Raw genomic sequence first — 21,487 nt, forward strand, 5'->3', positions numbered from 1 at the left:
TAACGCTTATTCTATTTTTGTGACAATATGGCAGTATTATTTGATATCCCTTTCAGAAATTAATGGGATATTCTTACCTTAACTATATATTCTAAACCAACCAGACTATGAATTTTGCTCAGATTTCTCAAAAAATATCAGAAAGTGGCGCCTTGGACTTTGGAAAGATTTTCAATGAAACCATTGAACTTTTTAAAAAAGTATGGTTGCAGGGTTTTATTACGATTCTATTGACCATGGTTGTGATACTTCCATTTTATATCATTTTGTACGTTCCGATGATTGCTATGGGTATGATGGACCCCTATAGTATGGATGGCAATGAAATTCCACCTGCTTTTTTGGTGTTCTTGATTGTTTACTACCCGATCATGCTGATTGGTATAGTGACTTTTGGGATGTGTTTGAATGCAGCTTTCCTAAGAATTTGCCGGTTGAAAGATTTAGACGGGTTCGGCCGCGATGATTATTTTTATTATTTTAAGAAAGAGTATTTGTACAAGGCATTTATATTGGCGTTGATAGTCACGGGTCTTTCCATTTTGGGTATGCTTACATGTGGTATAGGAATCATCTATTTGATTGTTCCCATGTCACTTTTTCCAGCTTTCTTCGCCTTTGATAAAGAACTTACCGCTAAGGAAATTACCAAGGCATCTTTTGCTTTGGGCAACAAAAATTGGCTATTGATTTTTGGGTTGATTGTTGTACTCGGTTTAATTGCCCAATTGGGCATAGTGCTCTGTTTTGTTGGTGTTCTTTTTACGGCCATGTTGTCCAAGATTCCAGTGTATTTTATTTACAAGGAAGCGATTGGCATTACTGATGCAGCGTGATTTTTTTCTGACCCCTTTGCGCAACTTTGTTTAAGGATTATTATCTAATGGGTAAAATACTGTCCAAAAACTTAAACAATTATGAAAAAGAGCATTCTATATCTGTTTTCCCTAACCCTATTTTCTTTTGTTTCCTGTGATAATGACAATGGGGACAATCAATTTGCAGATTATTTGGTGGCGCGCCCTTTGATCATGAGCAAGGCCGAATTTGCCTCAAGCGTAGATATCGTGGCCCCTCTCCCCATTGAGGAATCTGGCAAAGTCTATACCTATAAGGATTACATTTTCGTGAATGATCGCTATCAGGGGATACATGTAATTGATAATAGCAATCCAGAGCAGCCAGTTAAAATTGCCTTTATCAAAATTCCAGGCAATGTGGATATTTCAGTGAAGAATAATTATTTGTACGCCGACAGTCTTATGGATTTGGTCGTTTTGGACATCTCCGATATTAATGGTATATCACAAGTGAACCGATTGGAGAACGTACTTTATAACAATATTTTTTGGCCATTTGAAGCAGACATAATTGAGAGTGAGAACTACGATTACGAAAATGAGATTTTGATTGGGTGGGAAACAACTACGGAACGAAGATTAATTTCAGAGGTGGAACAAAGAAACGATTGGAGTCAGTTCGATGACCTGGCATTGGCCGAAGCGGCCAATGATGTAGGTGCTGGCCAAGGAGGTTCCTTGGCACGTTTTAAGATTGTCGCAGATTATTTATATGCCGTTGATAGCCACAACATTAATGTATTCAATATTTCCGATTTGGAAAACCCTCAGGATTTGGAAGATGTTTATGCAGGTTTTGATATCGAGACCATCTTCAACCATGGTAATCATCTGTTCTTGGGAAGTATGCGGGGAATGTATATCTATGATATTACCGACCCTGCTGTCCCGACTTTTGTTTCCGAATTTCAGCATGGTACCGCTTGTGACCCAGTGGTGGTAGATGGAGATTATGCATATGTGACCCTTAGAGGGGGAAATGGTTGTGGGGCTTTGGAAAGTGGACTTTTTATTGTGGATATTTCTGATATCGAAAATCCAGAACTGGCCATTTCCTATCCCATGGATGAACCTTATGGTCTTGGCATCCAAAACGAGAAGATTTTTGTATGTGATGGAGCATCGGGGCTTAAGGTGTATGACAAAACCGACATTAATGATTTGATACAATTGGACCACTTTAAGGATATAGTCACATTTGATGTCATTCCTTTGGAAACCCACTTGATTATGGTGGGGGATGGCGTATTGTATCAGTATGAATATTTGGACGATGGAATTAAATTGATGAGCCAGATAGGCCTGAATTAATTAGGTATACAATCAAATGAAATATCCCGTTTTACACGGGATATTTTTTTGTCCAATGTTTTGTGAAAAACCGGAAATCGAAAAATTGATATACTTTTGTTCCTCAAAACCCAGCGCATGCCAAAGAATTTAGTTATCGTTGAGTCTCCAGCCAAGGCAAAGACCATAGAGCGATTTTTAGGAAAGGAATATCAAGTGGAATCTAGTTTTGGTCACATTGTTGACCTTCCCTCCAAGGAGCTGGGCGTTGATGTAGAGAACGATTTTAAACCCAAATATACAGTAGACAAGGAGAAAAAGGCCTTGGTGAAAAAATTGAAGGATTTGGCCAGCAAGGCAGAAACCATTTGGTTGGCCAGTGATGAAGACCGTGAAGGGGAAGCCATTTCATGGCATTTGGCCGAAGAACTGAAGTTGGACAAAGACAAGACCAAGCGAATCGTTTTCAACTCCATAACCAAATCGGCTATTCAGCGGGCGATAGAAAACCCAAGGGAAATCAATTATAACTTAGTCAATGCCCAACAAGCCAGAAGGGTATTGGATAGATTGGTGGGCTATGAACTTTCACCTGTTCTTTGGAAAAAAATCAAACCAGGACTTTCTGCCGGAAGGGTACAATCCGTGGCGGTACGTTTAATTGTAGAACGTGAAAGGGAAATTGACGAGTTTAATCCGGAAGCCTCTTTCCGCATAAAGGCTGAATTTAAAACCGTGGATGGAAGTGTTTTTGCTGCGAGATTGAACAAAACATTTCCAACCAAAGCAACAGCTGAAGAATTTCTCAAAAAAAATATTGGTGCCAGTTTTTCGGTTTCTGGGCTAGACAAAAAACCTGCAAAGAAATCGCCGGCTGCTCCATTTACTACATCTACCTTGCAGCAAGAAGCATCCCGCAAACTATATTTTTCTGTCAGTAGAACCATGCAAGTTGCCCAAAGATTGTATGAGGCCGGGTTAATCACCTATATGCGAACGGATAGTGTAAACCTGTCCAAAGAAGCATTGATGGCGGCCAAGGATGCCATTGTGCAAAACTATGGTGAGACTTACAGCAAGACGAGGAATTACATCGGAAAAACAAAAGGAGCGCAAGAAGCTCACGAGGCCATTCGCCCTACCGATATGAAATTGCAATCACCTTCTTTGGAGCGTGATCAAGCCAGGCTTTATGAGTTGATATGGAAACGTACCCTGGCTTCTCAAATGAGCGATGCTGAATTGGAGCGTACCAATGTGAAAATAAAAGCGAACAAGCATGGCGACGAGTTTTTGGCCAATGGGGAAGTGGTAAAATTTGATGGTTTCTTAAAAGTGTATCTGGAGGATACGGATGAGGAGGACACAGTCGAGGAACAAGATGGAATGCTTCCTGCCATGCGCGTGGGGGAAACATTGCTGAACAACTTCATCACCGCCACCGAGCGTTTTACACGGCCTCCATATCGCTATACCGAGGCTTCATTGGTGAAAAAATTGGAAGAGCTCGGAATCGGACGACCTTCCACTTATGCACCGACCATCTCTACCATTCAAAATAGAGGATATGTGGAGAAGGGATCTGTTGATGGGACAGAACGCACCTATGTGCAACTGGTGTTGGAGCAAGGCCAACTTGCAGAGAAAAAACTATCGGAAACCATTGGGTCTGACAAAGGAAAAATGGTACCTACAGATATTGGAATGATTGTGAATGATTTCTTGGTAAGTCATTTCACCAAGATTCTGGATTATAATTTTACTGCTAAAGTAGAAGAGGATTTTGATGAAATTGCCGCAGGCGAAGAAGATTGGCAAGAGGTAATGAAGGAATTTTACAAGGATTTCCACCCCAATGTAATCGAGGTTGAGGAAAATGCAGAACGGGCCAGTGGGGAAAGAGTTTTGGGCACGGACCCAAAAACAGGACGTCAAGTAGCCGCCAGGTTGGGACGTTTTGGGCCTATGATTCAAATCGGAACAGTGGACGAGGAAGAGAAACCCTTATTTGCCAGTCTCTTGCCAAACCAGTCCATCAATACCATCACTTTTGAAGAAGCGATGGAACTTTTCCAGCTTCCGAGAAAATTAGGCGTGTACCAAGGAGAGGAAATTGAGGCCAACGTTGGCCGCTACGGACCTTACGTGAGGTTTGGTAAAAAGTTTGTTTCGTTGGACAAGGGAGAAAGCGCTTTTGATGTGGACTTGGAAAGGGCAATAGAGCTCATTAAAGCCAAAGAAAAAGCTGATGCACCCATTGCCAATTATGAAGGAAAAGAAGTGACCAAAGGAAAAGGGAGGTTTGGACCCTTTATCAAATGGGATGGGATCTTCATCAATGTGAACAAAAAATACGATTTTGATAATCTTTCCCAATCTGATATTGAGGAATTGATTGAGGCCAAAAAGAAAAAAGAAGCCGAAAAGTTGGTTCAGGAGTGGCCCGAGGAAAAAATCAGGATAGAGAAAGCCCGTTGGGGAAGACATAATATAATAAAGGGAAGAATAAAAGTAGAATTATCCAAGGACGTGGACGCTTCAAAAGTTACCCTGAAAGAAGCAAAGGCTCTTCTTGAAAAGAAAACCCCTAAGAAAAAGACCAAGGCAAAAGCTAAGAAATAGTATGGCGTTCGATTTTTTGGTTCCCGTAAAGGACAAAGTTTTGGCGTTTTCTGAATTGTTACCGCCTCAAGCGGTGGGCAAGAACATCTTCATGCACACCGAGAAAGACGGATTGCCCGTTTTCGCCAACGCTACCGTGGCCATTTTTGGCGTGCTCGAATCCAGAAATGCCTTTGAGAAGAAAACCGAAAAGCTGGATGTGGATGAAATACGGATTCAGCTTTATCGATTGATGATGGGCAACTGGAACTCCACCATTATAGATATAGGAGATGTGGAAGAAGGCAATACGGTGGAGGATACCTACTTTGTTGTCAAGGAAATTGTGGCCGGGTTGCTAGAGGAAAATATTATACCTATTATAATAGGCTACACGCAAGATATTACCTTCCCTACGTATCGTGCCTTCGATAATATAAAAGAAATGGTGAATCTGACTTCGATAGATAGCCGTTTCGATTTTGGTGAAGATGAAGAGTTAACATCCTCCCATTCCTATATGAGCAGGATCATAACGGATAAGCCCAACAACCTTTTTAACTTTTCCAACATAGGATATCAAAGCTATTTTAATGCCCAAGAAGAGATGGACCTTATGGAACGTCTTTTTTTTGATGCTTATCGCTTGGGTGACATTGCTGCAAACATAGAACTGGCCGAACCAGTGCTACGCAGCAGCGATATTGTAAGTCTGGACCTTAGGGCCATCCGTGCCAGTGAAATGGGGTTGTCCAAAAACTTTTCACCCAACGGATTTACTGGAAGGGAAATTTGCACCATAGCTCGTTACGCGGGGTTAAGTGACAGAGTTTCTTTGTTTGGAATTTACGAAGGGGAAAACTCCAATCAAGCCTTTCAAATGGTAGCCCAGATCATTTGGTACTTTATAGAAGGCATCAGCTATAGGATTAAGGAGTATCCTAGCTCCAAGAGTGAGGATTTCACCAAGTTTACCGTACCCACGGATGCAGAGGAACTCGTCTTCTTCAAAAGTCATGTTACTGAACGTTGGTGGGTGGAAGTGCCGTCAATTTTACCAGAACATACTAAAACCAATTCACCTGCGTTATTACCTTGCACCGAAGGGGACTATTTGGATGCTTGCAACCAGAACATTCCGGAAAGGTGGTTCAAGGCCTACAGAAAGGGCTTCAACTAAACAAATTAAATTTTAGCCATTAACTGTCCTTACACAATAAATTATTCAAAAAATAGTTTTGAGAGTAATGAATTTGTGTTGCACAGTTTATAATCTTAAATCGAAAATTTAACCTAAAGTATGAGAAAGCTATTCTTTTCATCTATTGCACTTGTCTTTTTGCTTACAAGCTGTGGGTCAAAATCAAGGTCAAAAGGTGAGCTCGTCGGGGTCGCTGGAAAAAAGTGGCATCCAGAAAAACCCTACGGGATGGAACTTATTCCCCGAGGCGCCTTTGTAATGGGGAAAGCTGAGGAAGATCAGGCAAAGGTACTGAACGCACCTACAAGAACCGTTACCGTACGTTCCTTTTATATGGACGATACGGAAATCACCAATAGTGAGTATCGACAGTTTGTAGAGTGGGTAAAGGATTCTGTTGCCAGAACCAAATTGGCCATACTGGCTGATGAACTTGGCCTAGGCCCAGAGGACGAAGGGATAGGCGAATATGCCTTTAAAGACACAGACACCACAGAACTTTCGGTATACGACAAGTATATGTTGGACAATTATGCGGGACTGGGAGAAACTGGGTATGAAGGTAGAGCCTTGAACAAAGATGCCGATTTAGTATGGGACACTTCGGAGTACCCAGACGAGTACTATGCCGAAGTAATGGACTCATTGTATCTCCCCGAAGAGGAAAGCTATAACGGTCTTCGCTCCATAGATGTTACCCAACTGAAGTACAAGTATAGTTGGATGGACATTGAAGCGGCGGCCCGAGCTAGGACCGGTAGCAGAAAAGACTTCATCAAGCACGAGGAATTGGAAATCTATCCGGATACTACGGTTTGGATTCGAGATTTTGAATATTCCTATAACGAACCTATGCACAATGATTATTTTTGGCATGATGCCTACAGTGATTATCCTGTTGTGGGAGTCAATTGGATTCAGGCCAAAGCCTTTTGTAATTGGAGGACCAAGTATAAGAACGATGATCAGAAAAGTCGAGGGAAGCAGTTCGTAAACCAATTTAGATTGCCTACCGAGGCAGAATGGGAATATGCAGCAAGAGGAGGCATTGAAGGAGGCACCTACCCATGGGGAGGTCCTTATGTAATTAGTGACACGGGATGCTTTATGGCCAACTTTAAGCCACAGCGGGGGGATTATGCCGCAGATGCCGCCTTGTACACTGTCGAGGCAAAGTCGTTCGAACCAAACGATTACAACCTTTACAATATGGCAGGTAATGTATCCGAATGGACAAGCTCAAGCTTTGATCCCGGTGCATATGAATATTTGTCCACCATGAACCCAAATGTGGGATCTGGGCAAAATCAAAGAAAAGTAATTCGTGGAGGATCTTGGAAAGATGTCGCTTACTTCTTGCAAGTAAGTACAAGGGATTATGAGTACCAAGACTCTGCACGTAGTTATATCGGGTTCCGAACGGTGCAGGATTATATGGGTGAAGAGGATTCCACCAAGGGCCAAGGCCTTCCAAACTAAATTATTTAAATAAAAAGAAGAGAACGTTTTATAAACCAAAGTAGTAACCAAATACTTATTTATATCACTTAATTAAAACTAGAATTATGGCACAGTCAAAATCAACAAAAAAACTGTTTAACATGGCCTATGGCCTTGGAGCATCGGTAGTAATTATTGGTGCACTGTTCAAAATCCTTCACTGGGAGTTTGGACCACTTACCGGTGGACTTCTTCTTGCGGTTGGACTTATTACCGAAGCATTGATCTTTGCGATCAGCGCATTTGAACCTGTGGACGACGAATACGATTGGTCCTTGGTTTATCCGGAATTGGCAAATGCTCCATCTAAAGGAAACAAGAATGATGCAAAGCAAGCCAAAGAAGCTGAAGGTCTTCTTTCCAGAAAATTGGATGATCTTCTTAAAGAAGCCAACATCGATTCTGAGCTTTTTTCAAGCTTGGGTGAAAGTATCAAGAGTTTTGAAGGTGCTGCCAAAAACATTGCTCCTACCACAGATGCAATTCAGCACACCAAGAAATACTCTGAAGAGTTGTCTCACGCAGCAGCTCAAATGGAGTCTTTGAACAGCTTGTACAAAGTACAGCTGGAAAGTGCCAGCCGTCAAGCTTCTATCAATGAGGAAGTTGTACAGAACGCCGGAGCCTTGAAAGAGCAAATGGAATCTTTGGCGACCAATCTATCTTCTTTGAACGGAGTTTATGGAGGTATGCTTTCTGCCATGAGCACAAAAAACTAATTAGGTATAATTAAGCAGATACCAAACCCAAATCAAATTAATTAATAATTCTAATTAGAAAATAACATGGCATCAGGAAAACAATCGCCACGTCAGAAGATGATCAACCTTATGTATTTGATCTTCATCGCGATGCTGGCCCTTAATATGAGCAAGGAGGTTCTTGCGGCGTTCGGATTGATGAATGCAAAGCTGGAAACTTCCAATGCTAAGGCAGACGCAAACAACTTGGCTTACTTTGAAGGTCTTGAGACCAAGGCATCCGAAGATGCACTGAAGTACGGTCCTTTGTTTGAAAAAGCCCAACAAGTGAAACAATTGTCGCAAGAGTACTATGAGTATCTGAGCGAACTGAAAAAAGGCATGTTGGCCGACCAGGAAGACCCAAACAACTATGTTGTTATGGACAAATCCGATTATTTGGATAACTTGTTTTTCCAAGGAGATAATCTAAAGCCAGAAGGCCAAAAGTTCCTTGAGAATCTTCAGAACTATCGTGAACAAATGTTGAAGACCATCCCAGAAAACATGACCGATGTTAAGGGAGCTATTCAGACTCGTTTTGAGACCGGTGGGGAAGATGGTAAAGTGGAACGGATTCGTGATAACGTCAAGGTCGACTGGATGAACTATCATTTTGAAGGATATCCTTTGGTAGCTTCTTTAACCAAGGTCACACAGTTACAAGCGGACATTAAGGCCACGGAACAGGAAGTGCTTAAGGGTCTGTTGGAAGGTAACTTGACTGAAGCAGTTTCCTTGAAGAATTTTGCTACCGCATTGAATGCATCAAAATCTGCGTTTTATGCTGGCGAAAAATATGATGGCAAAATTATCATCAGTAAGACCGACAAAACTTCAAAGCCTGTGAAAGCAGAATTGAAGTTGGATGGTAGAGATCTTAAAGAAGGTACGGATTACCTTCTTGAGGAAGGTGGCATCAAAATGTTGATCAGCGCCGGTTCTCCAGGGGACCATACCATTGCAGGAACCATGTACTTTATGCAAGATGGGGAGGAAGTTCCTGTGCCAGTGAACAATACCTTCGCTACCATTTCTAAACCAAATGCTGCGGTAATCTCTGCAGATAAAATGAATGTGGTGTATCGTGGTGTGGCTAATCCTATGACCATTTCCATTCCTGGTATTCCTGACAATAAAGTAAGAGCTTCAGCTCCTGGACTTACCAGAAGAACTGGTAGCAACTACGTTATGAATCCAGGTACAGGAAGAAAAGTGACCATTACGGCTTCTGGTACGTTACCGGATGGACAGTCCATTTCGACCAGATCTGAATTCAGGATCAAGGATATTCCAAGACCTGGAGGTACCGTACGTGGAGAAGCTGGTAGTGTTAAAATGCCAAGAAGGAACCTTGAAATTTCAACCATTGGCGCTATGTTGGAAGACTTCGATTTTGACTTGAACCTAGCCGTTAGTGGGTTTAAGTTCAAAGTTCCTGGTCAACCTACTATCGACGTCAATGGTAATAAATTGGATGGAAGAGCCAAGTCTGCACTTAAACGTGCCAAGCGTGGCGATGCCGTTCAGGTTTTCGATATCAAAGCCTATATAACCAACAACAGGACTTACAAGTTGAAGAAAGTTTCTCCTGTAGTGGTTGAGCTTACAAACTAAAAAGTATACAAGAAGTGATCATGAATTGGAAAAATGTATTAGTTATTGGAGTCTTAAGCTTATTGCCCGTATCAATTATGGCGCAGGCAAACATTTTGAATGCCAAATTGCCCACCGATATAGGTAAGAAGACTGAAGCCCAAATAGAGCAGGATGCTGACGCTCCTCTTGCATACGGCTATGTGGACGACAGGGACATTCTCTGGTCCAAAACTGTATGGGAAATCATCGATTTGGATGAGCGAGTCAACTTCCCGTTGTACTACCCGACCGATACCATTGGTATAGGAAAGGATAGAAGGTCGTTGTACCATGTTTTGATGACAAATATCAGAAATGGAAAACTGACCGAGGTTTACACGGATTCGTATTTCACTGAAAAACGAACCTTGGATGACTTGGCTGCAACCTTACAAAAAGTGGATACCACAGACCTTGGATATGAGCAATTGAACGCTGGTGAGCAAATTTCCCCCGAGTTTATCAACAAAAGGGATTTGACCGCGGCCGATATTGAAGAGTATCGCATTAAAGGAATCTGGTATTTTGACAAGCGTCAAGGTGAGCTAAAATATCGTTTATTGGGAATAGCACCTGTTGCACCCGATGTAAACTTCATCGATGACGAATCGGTGGATCCAGGAGAAAACAAAGTGGAATTGTTCTGGGTGTGGTATCCATCAGCAAGACAGATACTTCACGAAGCCAAGGTTTACAATCAACGTAACTCCGCACGCCCTATTTCTTTTGATATGCTGTTGAACGCAAGACGTTTTAATGGTATTATCTATAAAGAAGAAAATGTTCACGGAGACCGTGAAATAGACGATTACATTTTCGATAATGCCCTATTCCAGCTTTTGGAAGCGAATAGAATAAAAGAACATATTCGCGACCGGGAACAAGATATGTGGGCCTATTAACGAAATCCCAATTTTCCAATTCAAAAAAAGAAAACGTCGCACAATTGTGCGACGTTTTTTATTGGCTTCTCAAGGTTGGACTACATAAAATTTGCAGCAAGATATCTACCTTAGCAGCATGTTGGACTATTTGGTTGTAGGCCATGGATTGGCTGGAATTTCGTTTTGCGAAGTGTTGGAAGAACAAGGGAAGCGCTTTAAAGTAATCTCTGATGACTCCCAACAAGCTTCGCAAGTAGCAGGCGGATTGTACAACCCAGTTATCCTAAAGCGCTTTACCATGGCTTGGAAAGCCAAGGAGCAAATGGAACACATAGTGCCATTCTACTCCCGTTTAGAGAAAAAACTCCAAGTAAAGCTGGATTATAAGGTGCCCGTGTTGAGAAGATTTGCTTCTATAGAAGAACAGAATGCTTGGTTCGAAGCGTCGGACAGACCAGGATTGGAACATTTCATATCCACGAATCTCATCAACAATAATAATCCTCATATTGATGCACCTTTCGGTTTTGGTGAAGTAAAACATACAGGGCGTATAGACACAAAGACCCTGATTGTTTCTTATGTCCAGTATTTGGAACAAAAATCCTTTTTGGACAGTGAAAATTTCGACTTCGCCAAGTTTGGCATCAAGCAAGGTCATGTTGCTTACAAAGACATTAAAGCCAAACGCATTGTTTTTGCATGTGGCTATGGACTCAACCAGAATCCATTTTTTAATTATTTGCCCCTTAATGGGACCAAGGGAGAATTGTTGACCATAAAAGCTCCAGATTATAAAGAGCAAAACGTAATAAAATCCGCTGTTTTTACTATTCCTTTGGGAAATGACCTTTACCGTGTGGGAGCTACCTACAAATGGAAGGACAAGACCAATACACCCACAGAGAGCGCAAAAGAGGAGCTCCTTGAAAAACTGAAGACCTTTTTGAGATGCGGCTTTGAGGTTGTGGAACATGTGGCCGGAATACGACCCACCGTGGTGGACAGACGTCCCCTGGTTGGGCAACATCCAGAACACCGAAATGTTTATGTGTTGAACGGATTCGGTTCACGCGGAGTACTTATCGCCCCATATGCCTCAATACAATTGTATAATGCCATTGAACACCAAGAAAAACTAGAGCCAGAACTGGACATTGCAAGGTTTACCAGAAAATACTACTCCAACTGACTTTTGACGTTAGCGGAATCATACTTGATAAAAAAGTTGATCCAAATATTTCGAGACAAACGGATGATAATGGGCATAAAAACAATGAGTGTTCCCACTATGGCAATAAAAGTGTTCATTAGGCTCGTGCCAACGACCAAAAAGGCAATCACAAATGCTGCTGCGGCAAAGGCAATGCCCACGGCATAGCTCACATACATGGAACCGTAAAAGAATGAAGGTTCAATCTTATATTTGGTGGCGCAGTGGGAACAACGCTCGTGCATCTTAAAAATCTGGGATATGGCATAAGGGTTGGTATTCACATACATGCTTTCCTCATGGCACTTGGGGCAACTTCCTGTTAAAATACTGTACAGTTTGGTTCCTTTTTTTAACATTTGCAGCAATTTTGTACAAAATTAAGCATTCGTTCACGTTTGTTCTGTAATTCAAGTCACATTAAATGCTGAATATCCATAACCTTTCCGTTGCCTTTGGTGGAGAATTTCTTTTTGAAGAAATAGCCTTTCGTTTAAATGGAGGCGATAAGGTCGGTTTAATTGGGAAAAATGGTGCTGGAAAATCCACACTGTTGAAATTGCTTTCAAAGGAAATGAATCCAGATTCTGGGACCATCGCCACTGAGAAGGACCTTAAAATTGGGTTTTTGAAGCAGGACATCGATTTTGAGCAAGGCAGAACAGTTCTGGAGGAGTCCTATCTGGCATTCTCTGAGATCAAAGCTCTGGAAAACAAATTGGAAGAAATCAATCTCGCCTTAGCTGAAAGGACTGATTATGAAAGTGAGGGATACCATCAACTTATGGTTGATTTGAACGAGGTGACCCATCGCTACGAGATATTGGGAGGGTACAACTATCAAGGAGAAACAGAAAAAGTACTGATGGGCCTCGGGTTCAAACGGGAAGATTTCAATAAGGTGACCGACACTTTTTCAGGTGGATGGCGAATGCGTATTGAACTGGCCAAATTACTCCTCCAAAACAACGATGTGCTGCTCTTGGACGAACCTACCAACCATTTGGATATAGAATCCATCATTTGGTTGGAGCAGTTTTTAAAGAATTATACCGGGGCTGTGGTCATCGTTTCACACGATAAAATGTTCCTCGACAATGTGACAAATCGAACCATAGAAATATCCTTGGGCAGGATATATGACTACAGCAAGCCATACTCAAAATATTTGGAACTTCGAGGGGAGATAAGGGAGCAGCAACGTAATGCCCAAAAGAATCAAGAAAAACAGATACAACAAACCGAAAAACTAATTGAAAAGTTCCGTGCTAAAGCTACAAAGGCATCCATGGCCCAATCGTTGATCAAAAAACTGGACAAAATAGAACGGATTGAGATCGATGAAGAAGATCACAGCGTGATGAAAGTAAGGTTTCCTATTTCGGTAAACCCAGGCAAGGTAGTGGCCGAATTGGAAAACCTTTCCAAAAGCTTTGGGGACAATCATGTGCTAAAAAATGTAAACCTTTTGGTAGAGCGGGGCAGCAAGACAGCTTTTGTTGGACAGAATGGACAAGGAAAAACCACCTTGGCCAAAATCATTGTGGGTGAATTGGATTACGTTGGAAAACTGAAAATAGGACACAATGTTCAGATTGGGTACTTTGCCCAAAACCAAGCAGAATATCTAGATGGGAATAAGACCATTTTGGATACCATGATCGATGCTGCCAATGAAAGCAATCGAAGCAAGGTAAGAGATATTTTGGGCTCGTTTCTGTTTCAGGGAGATGAGGTGGAAAAATATGTAAAAGTGCTATCGGGAGGTGAGCGTAACCGTTTGGCAATGGCCAAAATGTTGTTGCAACCCTTCAATGTACTGGTGATGGATGAACCTACCAACCATTTGGACATCAAGTCCAAAAATGTCTTGAAGCAAGCACTGCAAAATTTTGAAGGAACCCTGATTCTAGTTTCCCACGACCGGGATTTTCTGCAAGGACTAACCAACCGCGTATATGAGTTTAAGGATGGAAGCATTAAAGAATATTTGGGAGATATTGATTTTTATCTGGAACAGCGCAATGCCGAAGACTTTAGAAAAATAGAGAAAAGGGACGAAGCGTCATTATCCAAACAAGAAAACAGTGACAAGTCCAATAGCGACTATGCGACCCAGAAAAAACTCAAGTCGTTGAAAAACAAACTCGGAAATGTGGAAAAGAAGATTACCGAGTTAGAACAGGAAATAGCCGAGATAGACCACAAGCTATTGATGGATTATGACAAGACCATAGCCGAATCTGGGTTTTTTGATGCCTACCATGGAAAAAAGAGGACCTTGGAAACCCTAATGGAAGACTGGGAAAAACTGTCTGGCGAAATGGAGCAATTGAGTTGATTGTTCCAGAATGGTTGGTTCACCACACGAACAGCTGTTTTCACAACATTCCGTATACCTTTCATCGATTAAATTGTAGGCTTTTTCTTTCTTTTCGTTAATTTGTAGGTAAATTCTTGATAATTATGAGAATCAATCGGATTTCACTGTTAGTTATCTTAACGATTTTGTTGTTAGGTCTGAACTTTATGTTCGGAAACATCAACTCTAGGGAAAAAGATGCGCTTATAGCACTTTATCAGGCTACAAGTGGTGAAAGTTGGAATACTCCATGGGATTTAGATTCCGATATAGCTACATGGAAGGGTGTAGAAGTAATTGACGGACATGTGGTCAGCATTAACCTCTTTCAGAACAATCTGGTAGGGGTATTGCCGGAAAATATTGGAGAACTGAAATATCTAAGGCATCTTAACCTGGCTTTCAACCAGATAACAGGGGTGTTGCCAAAAGATATTGTAAAGCTTAAAAAGTTGAGAGTGCTACGCCTGGAAATGAACCGAATTAAAGGCTCCATACCCACAGGTGTGGGACAATTGAAAGAATTGGAGGTATTTTCCATGTTCAACAATTTTTTGTCCGGGCCCATTCCTGAAACATTTGGTAATCTTTCGAACCTAAGAGAACTCAACCTTTCGAGCAATAATCTCAAAGGTATTATTCCAGAATCCATCGGAAATCTCACTAAGTTGGAGGCCCTTGGACTGTTTGAAAACAATCTGGAGGGTTCCATTCCCGGAGAAATGGGAAAACTGGGACGGTTACGGGAATTGGTATTGGCCAATAATCAATTGGGAGGAGAAATTCCCGTCGAATTTGGGCAACTGGCAAGTTTAAAGATTCTGCAACTACAAAATAATCGATTTAACTCCTATACCGGCCTCAAAGTTATGAACGCCGATCAATTTCTGGTTTTCGATAGTGATGAGAATGTGTTCGAGCCAGGATTCAATCAAATTCAAATTCCTAGTACACGCACACGTATGGCAGATACAAAATTTGAAGATGAAGATTTTGACGACATCGAGTAGTTTAGTTATATTTTAGTTAGTTTGGTTTGGGGATACGCAACAGTATCCCCTTTTTTATGTCCAATCCCCAATTTTAACATTTTATGAAATATTTAACCTAAGACATTTCCAATACGAGATAGCTTTGCAAGGACTAATTCATCCAACACGAACAAATGCGCAAGCTTATTTTTTCAGCGGTAGTCGGTGCTATTATAATCGTTGCATCCTTATATTTCGCGGGGCTCATAGCTGGAAGCAAAGATAATAGAAGACCTCAATCCCAAAAAGTGGTGAAAACCGTTTTTGTGGACACCGTAAAGAACGGAACAGTACCTATAGTTTTGCCTGCAAATGGAAATCTACAAGCCAAAAGAAGGGTAGAACTTTTTTCAGAAGTACAAGGGGTGTTCAGACCAGGAAGCAAACTTTTTAGAACGGGGCAAGAATACAACAAGGGACAAACACTTATTCGAATCGATGCTGGAGAATACTACGCTAGTGTTCAAGCGGCAAAAAGCGACCTTTACAATTTGTTGACTTCTGTGATGCCCGACCTCCGGTTGGATTATCCAGAAATTTATCCCAAGTGGCAAGCGTATCTGAACAACTTTGATTTGGATAAGACCATACCGGTTTTGCCCGATATGACTTCTGAGAAAGAAAAATTCTTTATCACCGGAAGAGGAATTGTCTCCAGCTATTATAATGTAAGAAACATGGAACAACGCCTTATAAAATATACCATAATTGCTCCTTTCAATGGAATTTTGACCGACGCCTTGGTGACCGAGGGCACCTTGGTCCGAGCAGGCCAGAAACTGGGGGATTTTATCAATACGGGATTATACGAGCTGGAAGTTTCGGTAAGTAAAACTTATGGGGATTTCTTAAAATTAGGCAAAAAAGTGGAGCTGTCCACCTTGAACAACACTCAAAAATATACTGGAAAAGTAACTAGGATTAATGGTCGTGTAGATCAAAACTCGCAAACCATTATGGTGTACATCGAAGTGAGTGGAGATAACCTGAAAGAGGGCCAATACCTAGAAGCGAATTTGGAGGCCAAGGAAGAACCCGATGCCATTGAAATTGACCGTTCTCTTTTGTTGGAAAACAATCAAATTTTTGTGGTACGAGACTCGGTACTCGATCTAATTGATGTCAGTCCCGTTTATTTCTCCGATAAGAAGGTTGTATTAAAAAATGTTCCTGATGGTGAGGTGTTTGTTTCCAAAGCATTGACCGGAGCTTATGCTGGAATGCTGGTAAAGATATTTGACGAGGGAAAATCCAAAAAAGGTAAATCGTGAAAAAGGTCATTTCCTATTTCATAAAGTATCATGTTGCCGTCAATACAATTATTGTGGCCTTTTTTGTATTTGGTATTGTGGGTGCACTTTCCCTTAAATCATCTTTTTTCCCACTTACCGAATCCAAGAATGTATTGATTAGCATTACCTATCCTGGAGCCTCACCTCAGGAAGTGGAGGAGGGTATAGTGCTCAAAATAGAGGACAACCTCAAAGGATTGGAAGGCGTGGAACGGGTTACTTCCACCTCACGCGAAAATAGCGGCTCCATCAATGTGGAGATTGAGAAAGGAAGGGATATTGACTTCATGCTTCTAGAAGTAAAAAATGCGGTGGACCGGGTGCCCACGTTTCCAATAGGTATGGAACCATTGATTGTTTCAAAACAGGAAGCCGTTAGGCCCACAATCAGCTTTGCCATTAGTGGAGATGAAATACCCTTGGCCACCTTGAAACAAATTGGGCGTCAAATAGAGAATGACCTGCGCGCCATGGACGGTATCTCACAGATAGATATAGCGGGTTATCCAGAGGAGGAAATAGAGATAGCTGTAAATGAAAACAACTTACTGGCCTATAATTTGTCATTTAACGAAGTGGCACAGGCCGTAGCCAACGCCAATATTTTGGTTACCGGAGGAAACATCAAGACCGTTGCTGAAGAGTATCTGATCAGGGCCAATAATCGATCCTATTACGGAGATGAGTTGTCCAATGTGGTGGTCAGGGCGGATGCTGATGGGCGAACCGTTCGATTAAAAGACGTTGCCATTATTCGAGACCGTTTTTCTGAAACCCCCAACACTTCTTACTTCAATGGCGATTTGGCGGTTAATGTGACCATCACCAGTACCAATACCGAAGACCTTATAGATTCAGCAGAAAGAGTAAAGGACTATATTGAAGATTTTAATCAGAAGTACACCAATGTGCAGCTGGCGGTGGTGAGGGACCTATCAAAAACCTTGACCCAACGGACCCAACTGCTAAGGGAAAATGCTATCGTAGGGATGCTTTTGGTCCTTTTGTTCCTTTCCCTATTTCTAAATACACGTTTGGCTTTTTGGGTGGCTTTTGGGTTGCCAATAGCCTTTTTGGGAATGTTCGTATTTGCTCCAATGGTCAATGTCACTATCAACGTACTGTCCCTTTTTGGTATGATTATCGTTATCGGTATTTTAGTGGATGATGGTATTGTAATTGCCGAGAACATCTATCAACATTATGAGAAGGGAAAATCTCCCATACAGGCGGCCATCGATGGTACCATGGAAGTGCTTCCGCCCATTATTTCAGCCATTCTGACCACAGTATTGGCATTCTCAATTTTCCTCTTTTTGGATGGACGGATAGGAGATTTTTTCAGTGAGGTATCTGTTATTGTAATATTGACCCTGGTGGTTTCCTTGGTAGAAGCCCTTATAATTCTTCCGGCGCACTTGGCACATTCCAAAGCATTGCAACCACAGGATAAAAAACCAAAAACTGGTATTGCAAAGGTGTTTTCCAAACTTCGGGTCATAAATAAAATGGGGGACCGGGCCATGGCTTATATGCGGGACAGATGGTATGCTCCCACCTTGAGGTTTGCCTTGGACTATAAGTTTTTGATGTTTGCGATCTTTTTTATGGCATTGGTATTGACTTTTGGCTCCATTGGGGGAGGTATTATTAGAACAGCCTTTTTTCCAAGAATTGCAAGTGACCGTATTGCGGTGGAACTTAGAATGCCGAACGGCACCAATGAAAAAGTCACGGATTCTATTATCAGTCTGATTCAAGAAAAAGCATATGTGGTCAATCAAGAGTTGACCGAGCAATACTTGCAGGGAATGAATCAGGAATTGTTCGAAAACATGATTAAAAATGTGGGGCCTGGCTCTTCCACGGCAACCTTGGTCATAAATTTATTGCCGGGTGAGGAACGGCCAGATGAGATACGGGCAGATCTTGTAACTACCAGGCTGCGAGAGTTGGTAGGTCCCGTAATTGGTGTGGAAAGTCTAATTTATGGTTCCGGTGGAAATTTCGGAGGTGACCCCGTATCTGTTTCGTTATTGGGTAACAATATTACCGAACTAAAGGCGGCTAAAGAAGAGCTTAAAGCTGCAATGCTTAACAATGCCACGCTCAAAGATGTTACTGATAACGACCCCGCGGGGATTAAGGAAATCCGTTTGGAGCTTAAAGAAAATGCATACTTGCTGGGGCTGGACCTTCGAACTGTGATGAACCAGGTTAGGGCCGCTTTCTTTGGAGCGCAGGCACAGCGGTTTCAGCGAGGTCAAGATGAAATACGGGTTTGGGTGCGCTACGACCGCACCAATAGGTCTTCCATAGCCGATTTGGATGAAATGCGCATTTTGGCTCCCAATGGAGAGCGCATTCCCTTGAAAGAGATTGCTACCTATTCCATTGAGCGTGGAGATGTGGCCATTAATCATTTGGACGGTCAGAGGGAAATACAGGTTTCCTCAGATTTGACAAATCCTGAAACCACTAGTGGAACAGATGCCATGGCATGGATAAGAAATGAGGTGATGCCTGAAATTACATCAAAATATCCATCCATTGTTCCCTCTTACGAAGGGCAAAACAGGGAAGCCAATAAATTTAGGAACTCCTTACGTTTTGTGGGACTCACCGTTCTTTTTCTGATTTACATTACCATTGCTTTTACCTTTAGGAGTTTTAGCCAACCCCTGCTGTTATTGCTTTTGGTGCCTTTTAGTTTAACCGCGGTGGCTTGGGGCCATTGGATTCATGGCTTCCCAGTGAATATTCTTTCCCTACTTGGTATCATTGCACTTATTGGAATTATGGTGAACGATGGCTTGGTGCTCATTGGAAAATTCAATATTAACTTGAGAAACGGAATGACGTTCAACGAGGCAATTTACGAAGCAGGACGCTCCCGTTTTAGGGCTATATTTTTGACATCCTTGACCACCATAGCCGGTTTGGCACCCTTGTTATTGGAAAAAAGTAGACAAGCACAGTTCTTAAAACCCATGGCCATATCCATTGCCTATGGCATTGCCTTTGCCACTTTTCTCACTCTGTTGATGCTGCCTTTGCTTCTCTCTTTCGGAAATAATGTAAAGGTTTGGACAAAAACATTATGGACTGGTGAAAAAGTTTCCAAAGAAGAAGTGGAAAGGGCGATTAAAGAACAGCATGAAGAAGAATTCATGTTAGCGGGAACCAAGCAGAAATTGAATGGAGCCTCCAATGGATCAACAACTGAGGAAACAACTTCAAAAGTTTTAGAAGAGACTACATAATGAGAAGTATATTTTTCGCCCTAGCCTTGATTTTAATGGTTTTTGTCCATATCGGAAATGCACAGGAGGTACTTTCCAAAGACGAGGCCATTGCGCTGGTATTGGAAAATAACCTTGGCATACAAGTGGCAAGAAATACCAATAAGATTGATGAGAACAATGCCAGTATTTTCAATTCGGGGTATTTACCTTCGGTAACGGCCAATGCTGCAGGAAGCATAGATCGTCAAAATACGGAGGGTATTTTGGGCAATGGTGAAACTCGAACTGCAGATGGCGCTGAGACACGTAGGTACAACGCTTCGGTTAATGTAAACTATACCCTGTTTGATGGTTTGGGGCGCTACTACAACTATAAAAGTTTTAAGGAACGCAGCCAACAATCTGAACTGGAGGTAAGACAGACCATAGAAACCACCATACTGCAATTATTCTCGGTGTATTATGAGGTAGCTAGACTTACAGAGAACACCAGCAATTTAGAACAAGCTCTGGGAATATCGAGGGATAGGTTAAAACGGGCCAAATATCAATTTGAATATGGACAGAACACAGGTTTGGACGTACTAAATGCAGAAGTTGATGTAAATACCGACAGCATCAATCTGTTGAATTCGCGGCAGCAACTGCGTAATACCATGCGGGATTTAAACCTCATTCTAAACCGTGAACTTTCAAGTCAATTTAAGGCGGATACCACGGTGAGTTTTGTTCCAGAATTACAAATGGAAAGCATGCAAAACGAAGCCAACATGAACAATGTACGTCTTCTAATTGCCGAAAAGGACATCAACATAAATGATTACGGAATTAAAGTGGCCCGAAGTGATTTTTTACCGACTATTGGACTTACAGGAAGTTACGGTTGGAACGAGTCCAACAATAATAGTCCGTTGGCTTTTGTCATTCAAAACACCTCCACCGGTGTCTCGGGTGGCGTGAACCTTACCTGGAATCTATTTGATGGTGGACGTTCCATAACCGGTTTCAAAAATGCCAGAATCAGCAAGGAAAATCAGGAATTGCTGCAAAAACAAATAGAGTTGGAAGTAGAGCGCGATATTCAAAATGCATGGGACAGCTACACCAATGCCCTCTACGTATTGGAAGTGCAAGAGAAGAATCTTCAAACCAATCAAAACAATTTTAAGCGTACGGATGAACGCTATGCAATGGGGCAGGTTACCTCCATCGAGTTCAGGCAAGCCCAGTTGAATTTATTGAACGCCGAACTGGCACAGAGCCAGGCCAAGTACGAGGCTAAGTTGGCGGAACTGCAAATGCTTCAGGTAAGTGGTCAATTGCTCAATGTGGACTTCTAACATTCCCATCTAAAGATTTGGGGCTTCTGGTTTCTAACATTGTAAGCTGATTATGTACGAACACTTCTTTAATTGTCCCTATTGTTGGGAGCCGATTTCTTTTCTACTGGATAGTTCTGTGTCCAATCAAACTTATATTGAGGATTGTGAAGTGTGCTGCAACCCCATTGAGGTTACTGTGACTTTTGAAGAAGACGAGCTCTCAGGGTTTACTGCAGAGGAATTGGGGCAATAAGCGATTATACCTCTTAAATATTCAAATATCTATAAAGGATTATCGGGATTATCAA

The 21,487-nt window shown here is 41.8% G+C and carries 16 protein-coding genes; 15 read left to right on the forward strand and 1 reads right to left on the reverse strand.

What is annotated here, in order from left to right:
• Window positions 1-107 precede the first annotated feature (107 nt).
• The 9 genes from GTQ34_RS09535 to GTQ34_RS09575 all read left to right on the forward strand — a co-directional run bounded on the left by GTQ34_RS09535 (window position 108) and on the right by GTQ34_RS09575 (window position 11,906).
• Window positions 108-836 carry a hypothetical protein gene (locus tag GTQ34_RS09535; protein ID WP_166523540.1) on the forward strand — a complete coding sequence of 243 codons (729 nt, stop codon included), beginning with the start codon at window positions 108-110 and terminating at the stop codon, window positions 834-836.
• A gap of 81 nt (window positions 837-917) precedes the next feature.
• On the forward strand, window positions 918-2,171 hold the full coding sequence (locus GTQ34_RS09540) for an LVIVD repeat-containing protein (RefSeq protein WP_166523541.1): 1,254 nt from the start codon (window positions 918-920) through the stop codon (window positions 2,169-2,171).
• Between the two features lie 117 nt (window positions 2,172-2,288).
• Window positions 2,289-4,772, forward strand: a complete 2,484-nt coding sequence (topA, locus tag GTQ34_RS09545; RefSeq protein WP_166523542.1) for a type I DNA topoisomerase — start codon at window positions 2,289-2,291, stop codon at window positions 4,770-4,772.
• A gap of 1 nt (window position 4,773) precedes the next feature.
• The gene (locus GTQ34_RS09550; RefSeq protein WP_166523543.1) at window positions 4,774-5,931 is read left to right on the forward strand and encodes a formimidoylglutamase; all 1,158 of its coding nucleotides are present in this window, start codon (window positions 4,774-4,776) and stop codon (window positions 5,929-5,931) included.
• A gap of 120 nt (window positions 5,932-6,051) precedes the next feature.
• Window positions 6,052-7,431, forward strand: coding sequence for a T9SS ring complex lipoprotein PorK/GldK (gene porK / locus GTQ34_RS09555; RefSeq protein WP_166523544.1), 1,380 nt, complete (start codon window positions 6,052-6,054; stop codon window positions 7,429-7,431).
• Window positions 7,432-7,517: 86 nt separating this feature from the next.
• The gene (gene porL / locus GTQ34_RS09560) at window positions 7,518-8,171 is read left to right on the forward strand and encodes a type IX secretion system motor protein PorL/GldL (protein WP_166523545.1); all 654 of its coding nucleotides are present in this window, start codon (window positions 7,518-7,520) and stop codon (window positions 8,169-8,171) included.
• A gap of 66 nt (window positions 8,172-8,237) precedes the next feature.
• Window positions 8,238-9,809, forward strand: coding sequence for a type IX secretion system motor protein PorM/GldM (gene porM, locus GTQ34_RS09565; protein ID WP_166523546.1), 1,572 nt, complete (start codon window positions 8,238-8,240; stop codon window positions 9,807-9,809).
• 20 nt (window positions 9,810-9,829) lie between these two features.
• Window positions 9,830-10,732 carry a type IX secretion system ring subunit PorN/GldN gene (gene porN, locus GTQ34_RS09570; protein WP_166523547.1) on the forward strand — a complete coding sequence of 301 codons (903 nt, stop codon included), beginning with the start codon at window positions 9,830-9,832 and terminating at the stop codon, window positions 10,730-10,732.
• Window positions 10,733-10,850: 118 nt separating this feature from the next.
• Entirely contained in the window at window positions 10,851-11,906 is a 1,056-nt protein-coding gene (locus GTQ34_RS09575) for an NAD(P)/FAD-dependent oxidoreductase (protein ID WP_166523674.1), read from the forward strand.
• On the opposite strand, the gene GTQ34_RS09580 is transcribed toward GTQ34_RS09575, so the two are convergent.
• Entirely contained in the window at window positions 11,894-12,286 is a 393-nt protein-coding gene (locus GTQ34_RS09580) for a DUF983 domain-containing protein (protein ID WP_166523548.1), read from the reverse strand. The two genes, GTQ34_RS09575 and GTQ34_RS09580, sit on opposite strands and share 13 nt — an antisense overlap.
• A 65-nt stretch (window positions 12,287-12,351) precedes the next feature.
• Here GTQ34_RS09580 and GTQ34_RS09585 point away from each other — a divergent pair, with 65 nt between their 5' ends.
• From GTQ34_RS09585 to GTQ34_RS09610, 6 genes are all read left to right on the forward strand, one after another.
• Window positions 12,352-14,268 carry an ABC-F family ATP-binding cassette domain-containing protein gene (locus GTQ34_RS09585; protein ID WP_166523549.1) on the forward strand — a complete coding sequence of 639 codons (1,917 nt, stop codon included), beginning with the start codon at window positions 12,352-12,354 and terminating at the stop codon, window positions 14,266-14,268.
• Window positions 14,269-14,393: 125 nt separating this feature from the next.
• Entirely contained in the window at window positions 14,394-15,299 is a 906-nt protein-coding gene (locus tag GTQ34_RS09590) for a leucine-rich repeat domain-containing protein (protein ID WP_166523550.1), read from the forward strand.
• Between the two features lie 155 nt (window positions 15,300-15,454).
• Window positions 15,455-16,591: an efflux RND transporter periplasmic adaptor subunit gene (locus GTQ34_RS09595; protein ID WP_166523551.1), complete on the forward strand. Its 1,137-nt coding sequence runs from the start codon at window positions 15,455-15,457 to the stop codon at window positions 16,589-16,591.
• The gene (locus GTQ34_RS09600) at window positions 16,588-19,875 is read left to right on the forward strand and encodes an efflux RND transporter permease subunit (RefSeq protein WP_166523552.1); all 3,288 of its coding nucleotides are present in this window, start codon (window positions 16,588-16,590) and stop codon (window positions 19,873-19,875) included. The genes GTQ34_RS09595 and GTQ34_RS09600 overlap by 4 nt, the downstream gene beginning before the upstream one ends.
• A complete protein-coding gene (locus tag GTQ34_RS09605; protein ID WP_166523553.1) occupies window positions 19,875-21,197 on the forward strand; it encodes a TolC family protein in 1,323 nt (440 codons plus the stop codon). Before GTQ34_RS09600 ends, GTQ34_RS09605 begins: the two co-directional genes overlap by 1 nt.
• Window positions 21,198-21,249: 52 nt before the next feature.
• Window positions 21,250-21,432, forward strand: coding sequence for a CPXCG motif-containing cysteine-rich protein (locus tag GTQ34_RS09610; protein WP_166523554.1), 183 nt, complete (start codon window positions 21,250-21,252; stop codon window positions 21,430-21,432).
• Window positions 21,433-21,487 lie beyond the last annotated feature (55 nt).

Source organism: Flagellimonas ochracea (assembly GCF_009903685.1).
Lineage (GTDB): Bacteria > Bacteroidota > Bacteroidia > Flavobacteriales > Flavobacteriaceae > Flagellimonas > Flagellimonas ochracea.

Coding starts and splice junctions, on each gene's coding strand:
- GTQ34_RS09595 (WP_166523551.1), top strand. CDS start 15,455: ATGCGCAAGCTTATTTTTTCAGCGGTAGTCGGTGCTATTATAATCGTT.
- GTQ34_RS09535 (WP_166523540.1), top strand. CDS start 108: ATGAATTTTGCTCAGATTTCTCAAAAAATATCAGAAAGTGGCGCCTTG.
- GTQ34_RS09550 (WP_166523543.1), top strand. CDS start 4,774: ATGGCGTTCGATTTTTTGGTTCCCGTAAAGGACAAAGTTTTGGCGTTT.
- GTQ34_RS09590 (WP_166523550.1), top strand. CDS start 14,394: ATGAGAATCAATCGGATTTCACTGTTAGTTATCTTAACGATTTTGTTG.
- porM (WP_166523546.1), top strand. CDS start 8,238: ATGGCATCAGGAAAACAATCGCCACGTCAGAAGATGATCAACCTTATG.
- topA (WP_166523542.1), top strand. CDS start 2,289: ATGCCAAAGAATTTAGTTATCGTTGAGTCTCCAGCCAAGGCAAAGACC.
- GTQ34_RS09585 (WP_166523549.1), top strand. CDS start 12,352: ATGCTGAATATCCATAACCTTTCCGTTGCCTTTGGTGGAGAATTTCTT.
- porK (WP_166523544.1), top strand. CDS start 6,052: ATGAGAAAGCTATTCTTTTCATCTATTGCACTTGTCTTTTTGCTTACA.
- GTQ34_RS09575 (WP_166523674.1), top strand. CDS start 10,851: ATGTTGGACTATTTGGTTGTAGGCCATGGATTGGCTGGAATTTCGTTT.
- GTQ34_RS09610 (WP_166523554.1), top strand. CDS start 21,250: ATGTACGAACACTTCTTTAATTGTCCCTATTGTTGGGAGCCGATTTCT.
- porN (WP_166523547.1), top strand. CDS start 9,830: ATGAATTGGAAAAATGTATTAGTTATTGGAGTCTTAAGCTTATTGCCC.
- GTQ34_RS09580 (WP_166523548.1), bottom strand. CDS start 12,286: ATGTTAAAAAAAGGAACCAAACTGTACAGTATTTTAACAGGAAGTTGC.
- GTQ34_RS09605 (WP_166523553.1), top strand. CDS start 19,875: ATGAGAAGTATATTTTTCGCCCTAGCCTTGATTTTAATGGTTTTTGTC.
- GTQ34_RS09540 (WP_166523541.1), top strand. CDS start 918: ATGAAAAAGAGCATTCTATATCTGTTTTCCCTAACCCTATTTTCTTTT.
- porL (WP_166523545.1), top strand. CDS start 7,518: ATGGCACAGTCAAAATCAACAAAAAAACTGTTTAACATGGCCTATGGC.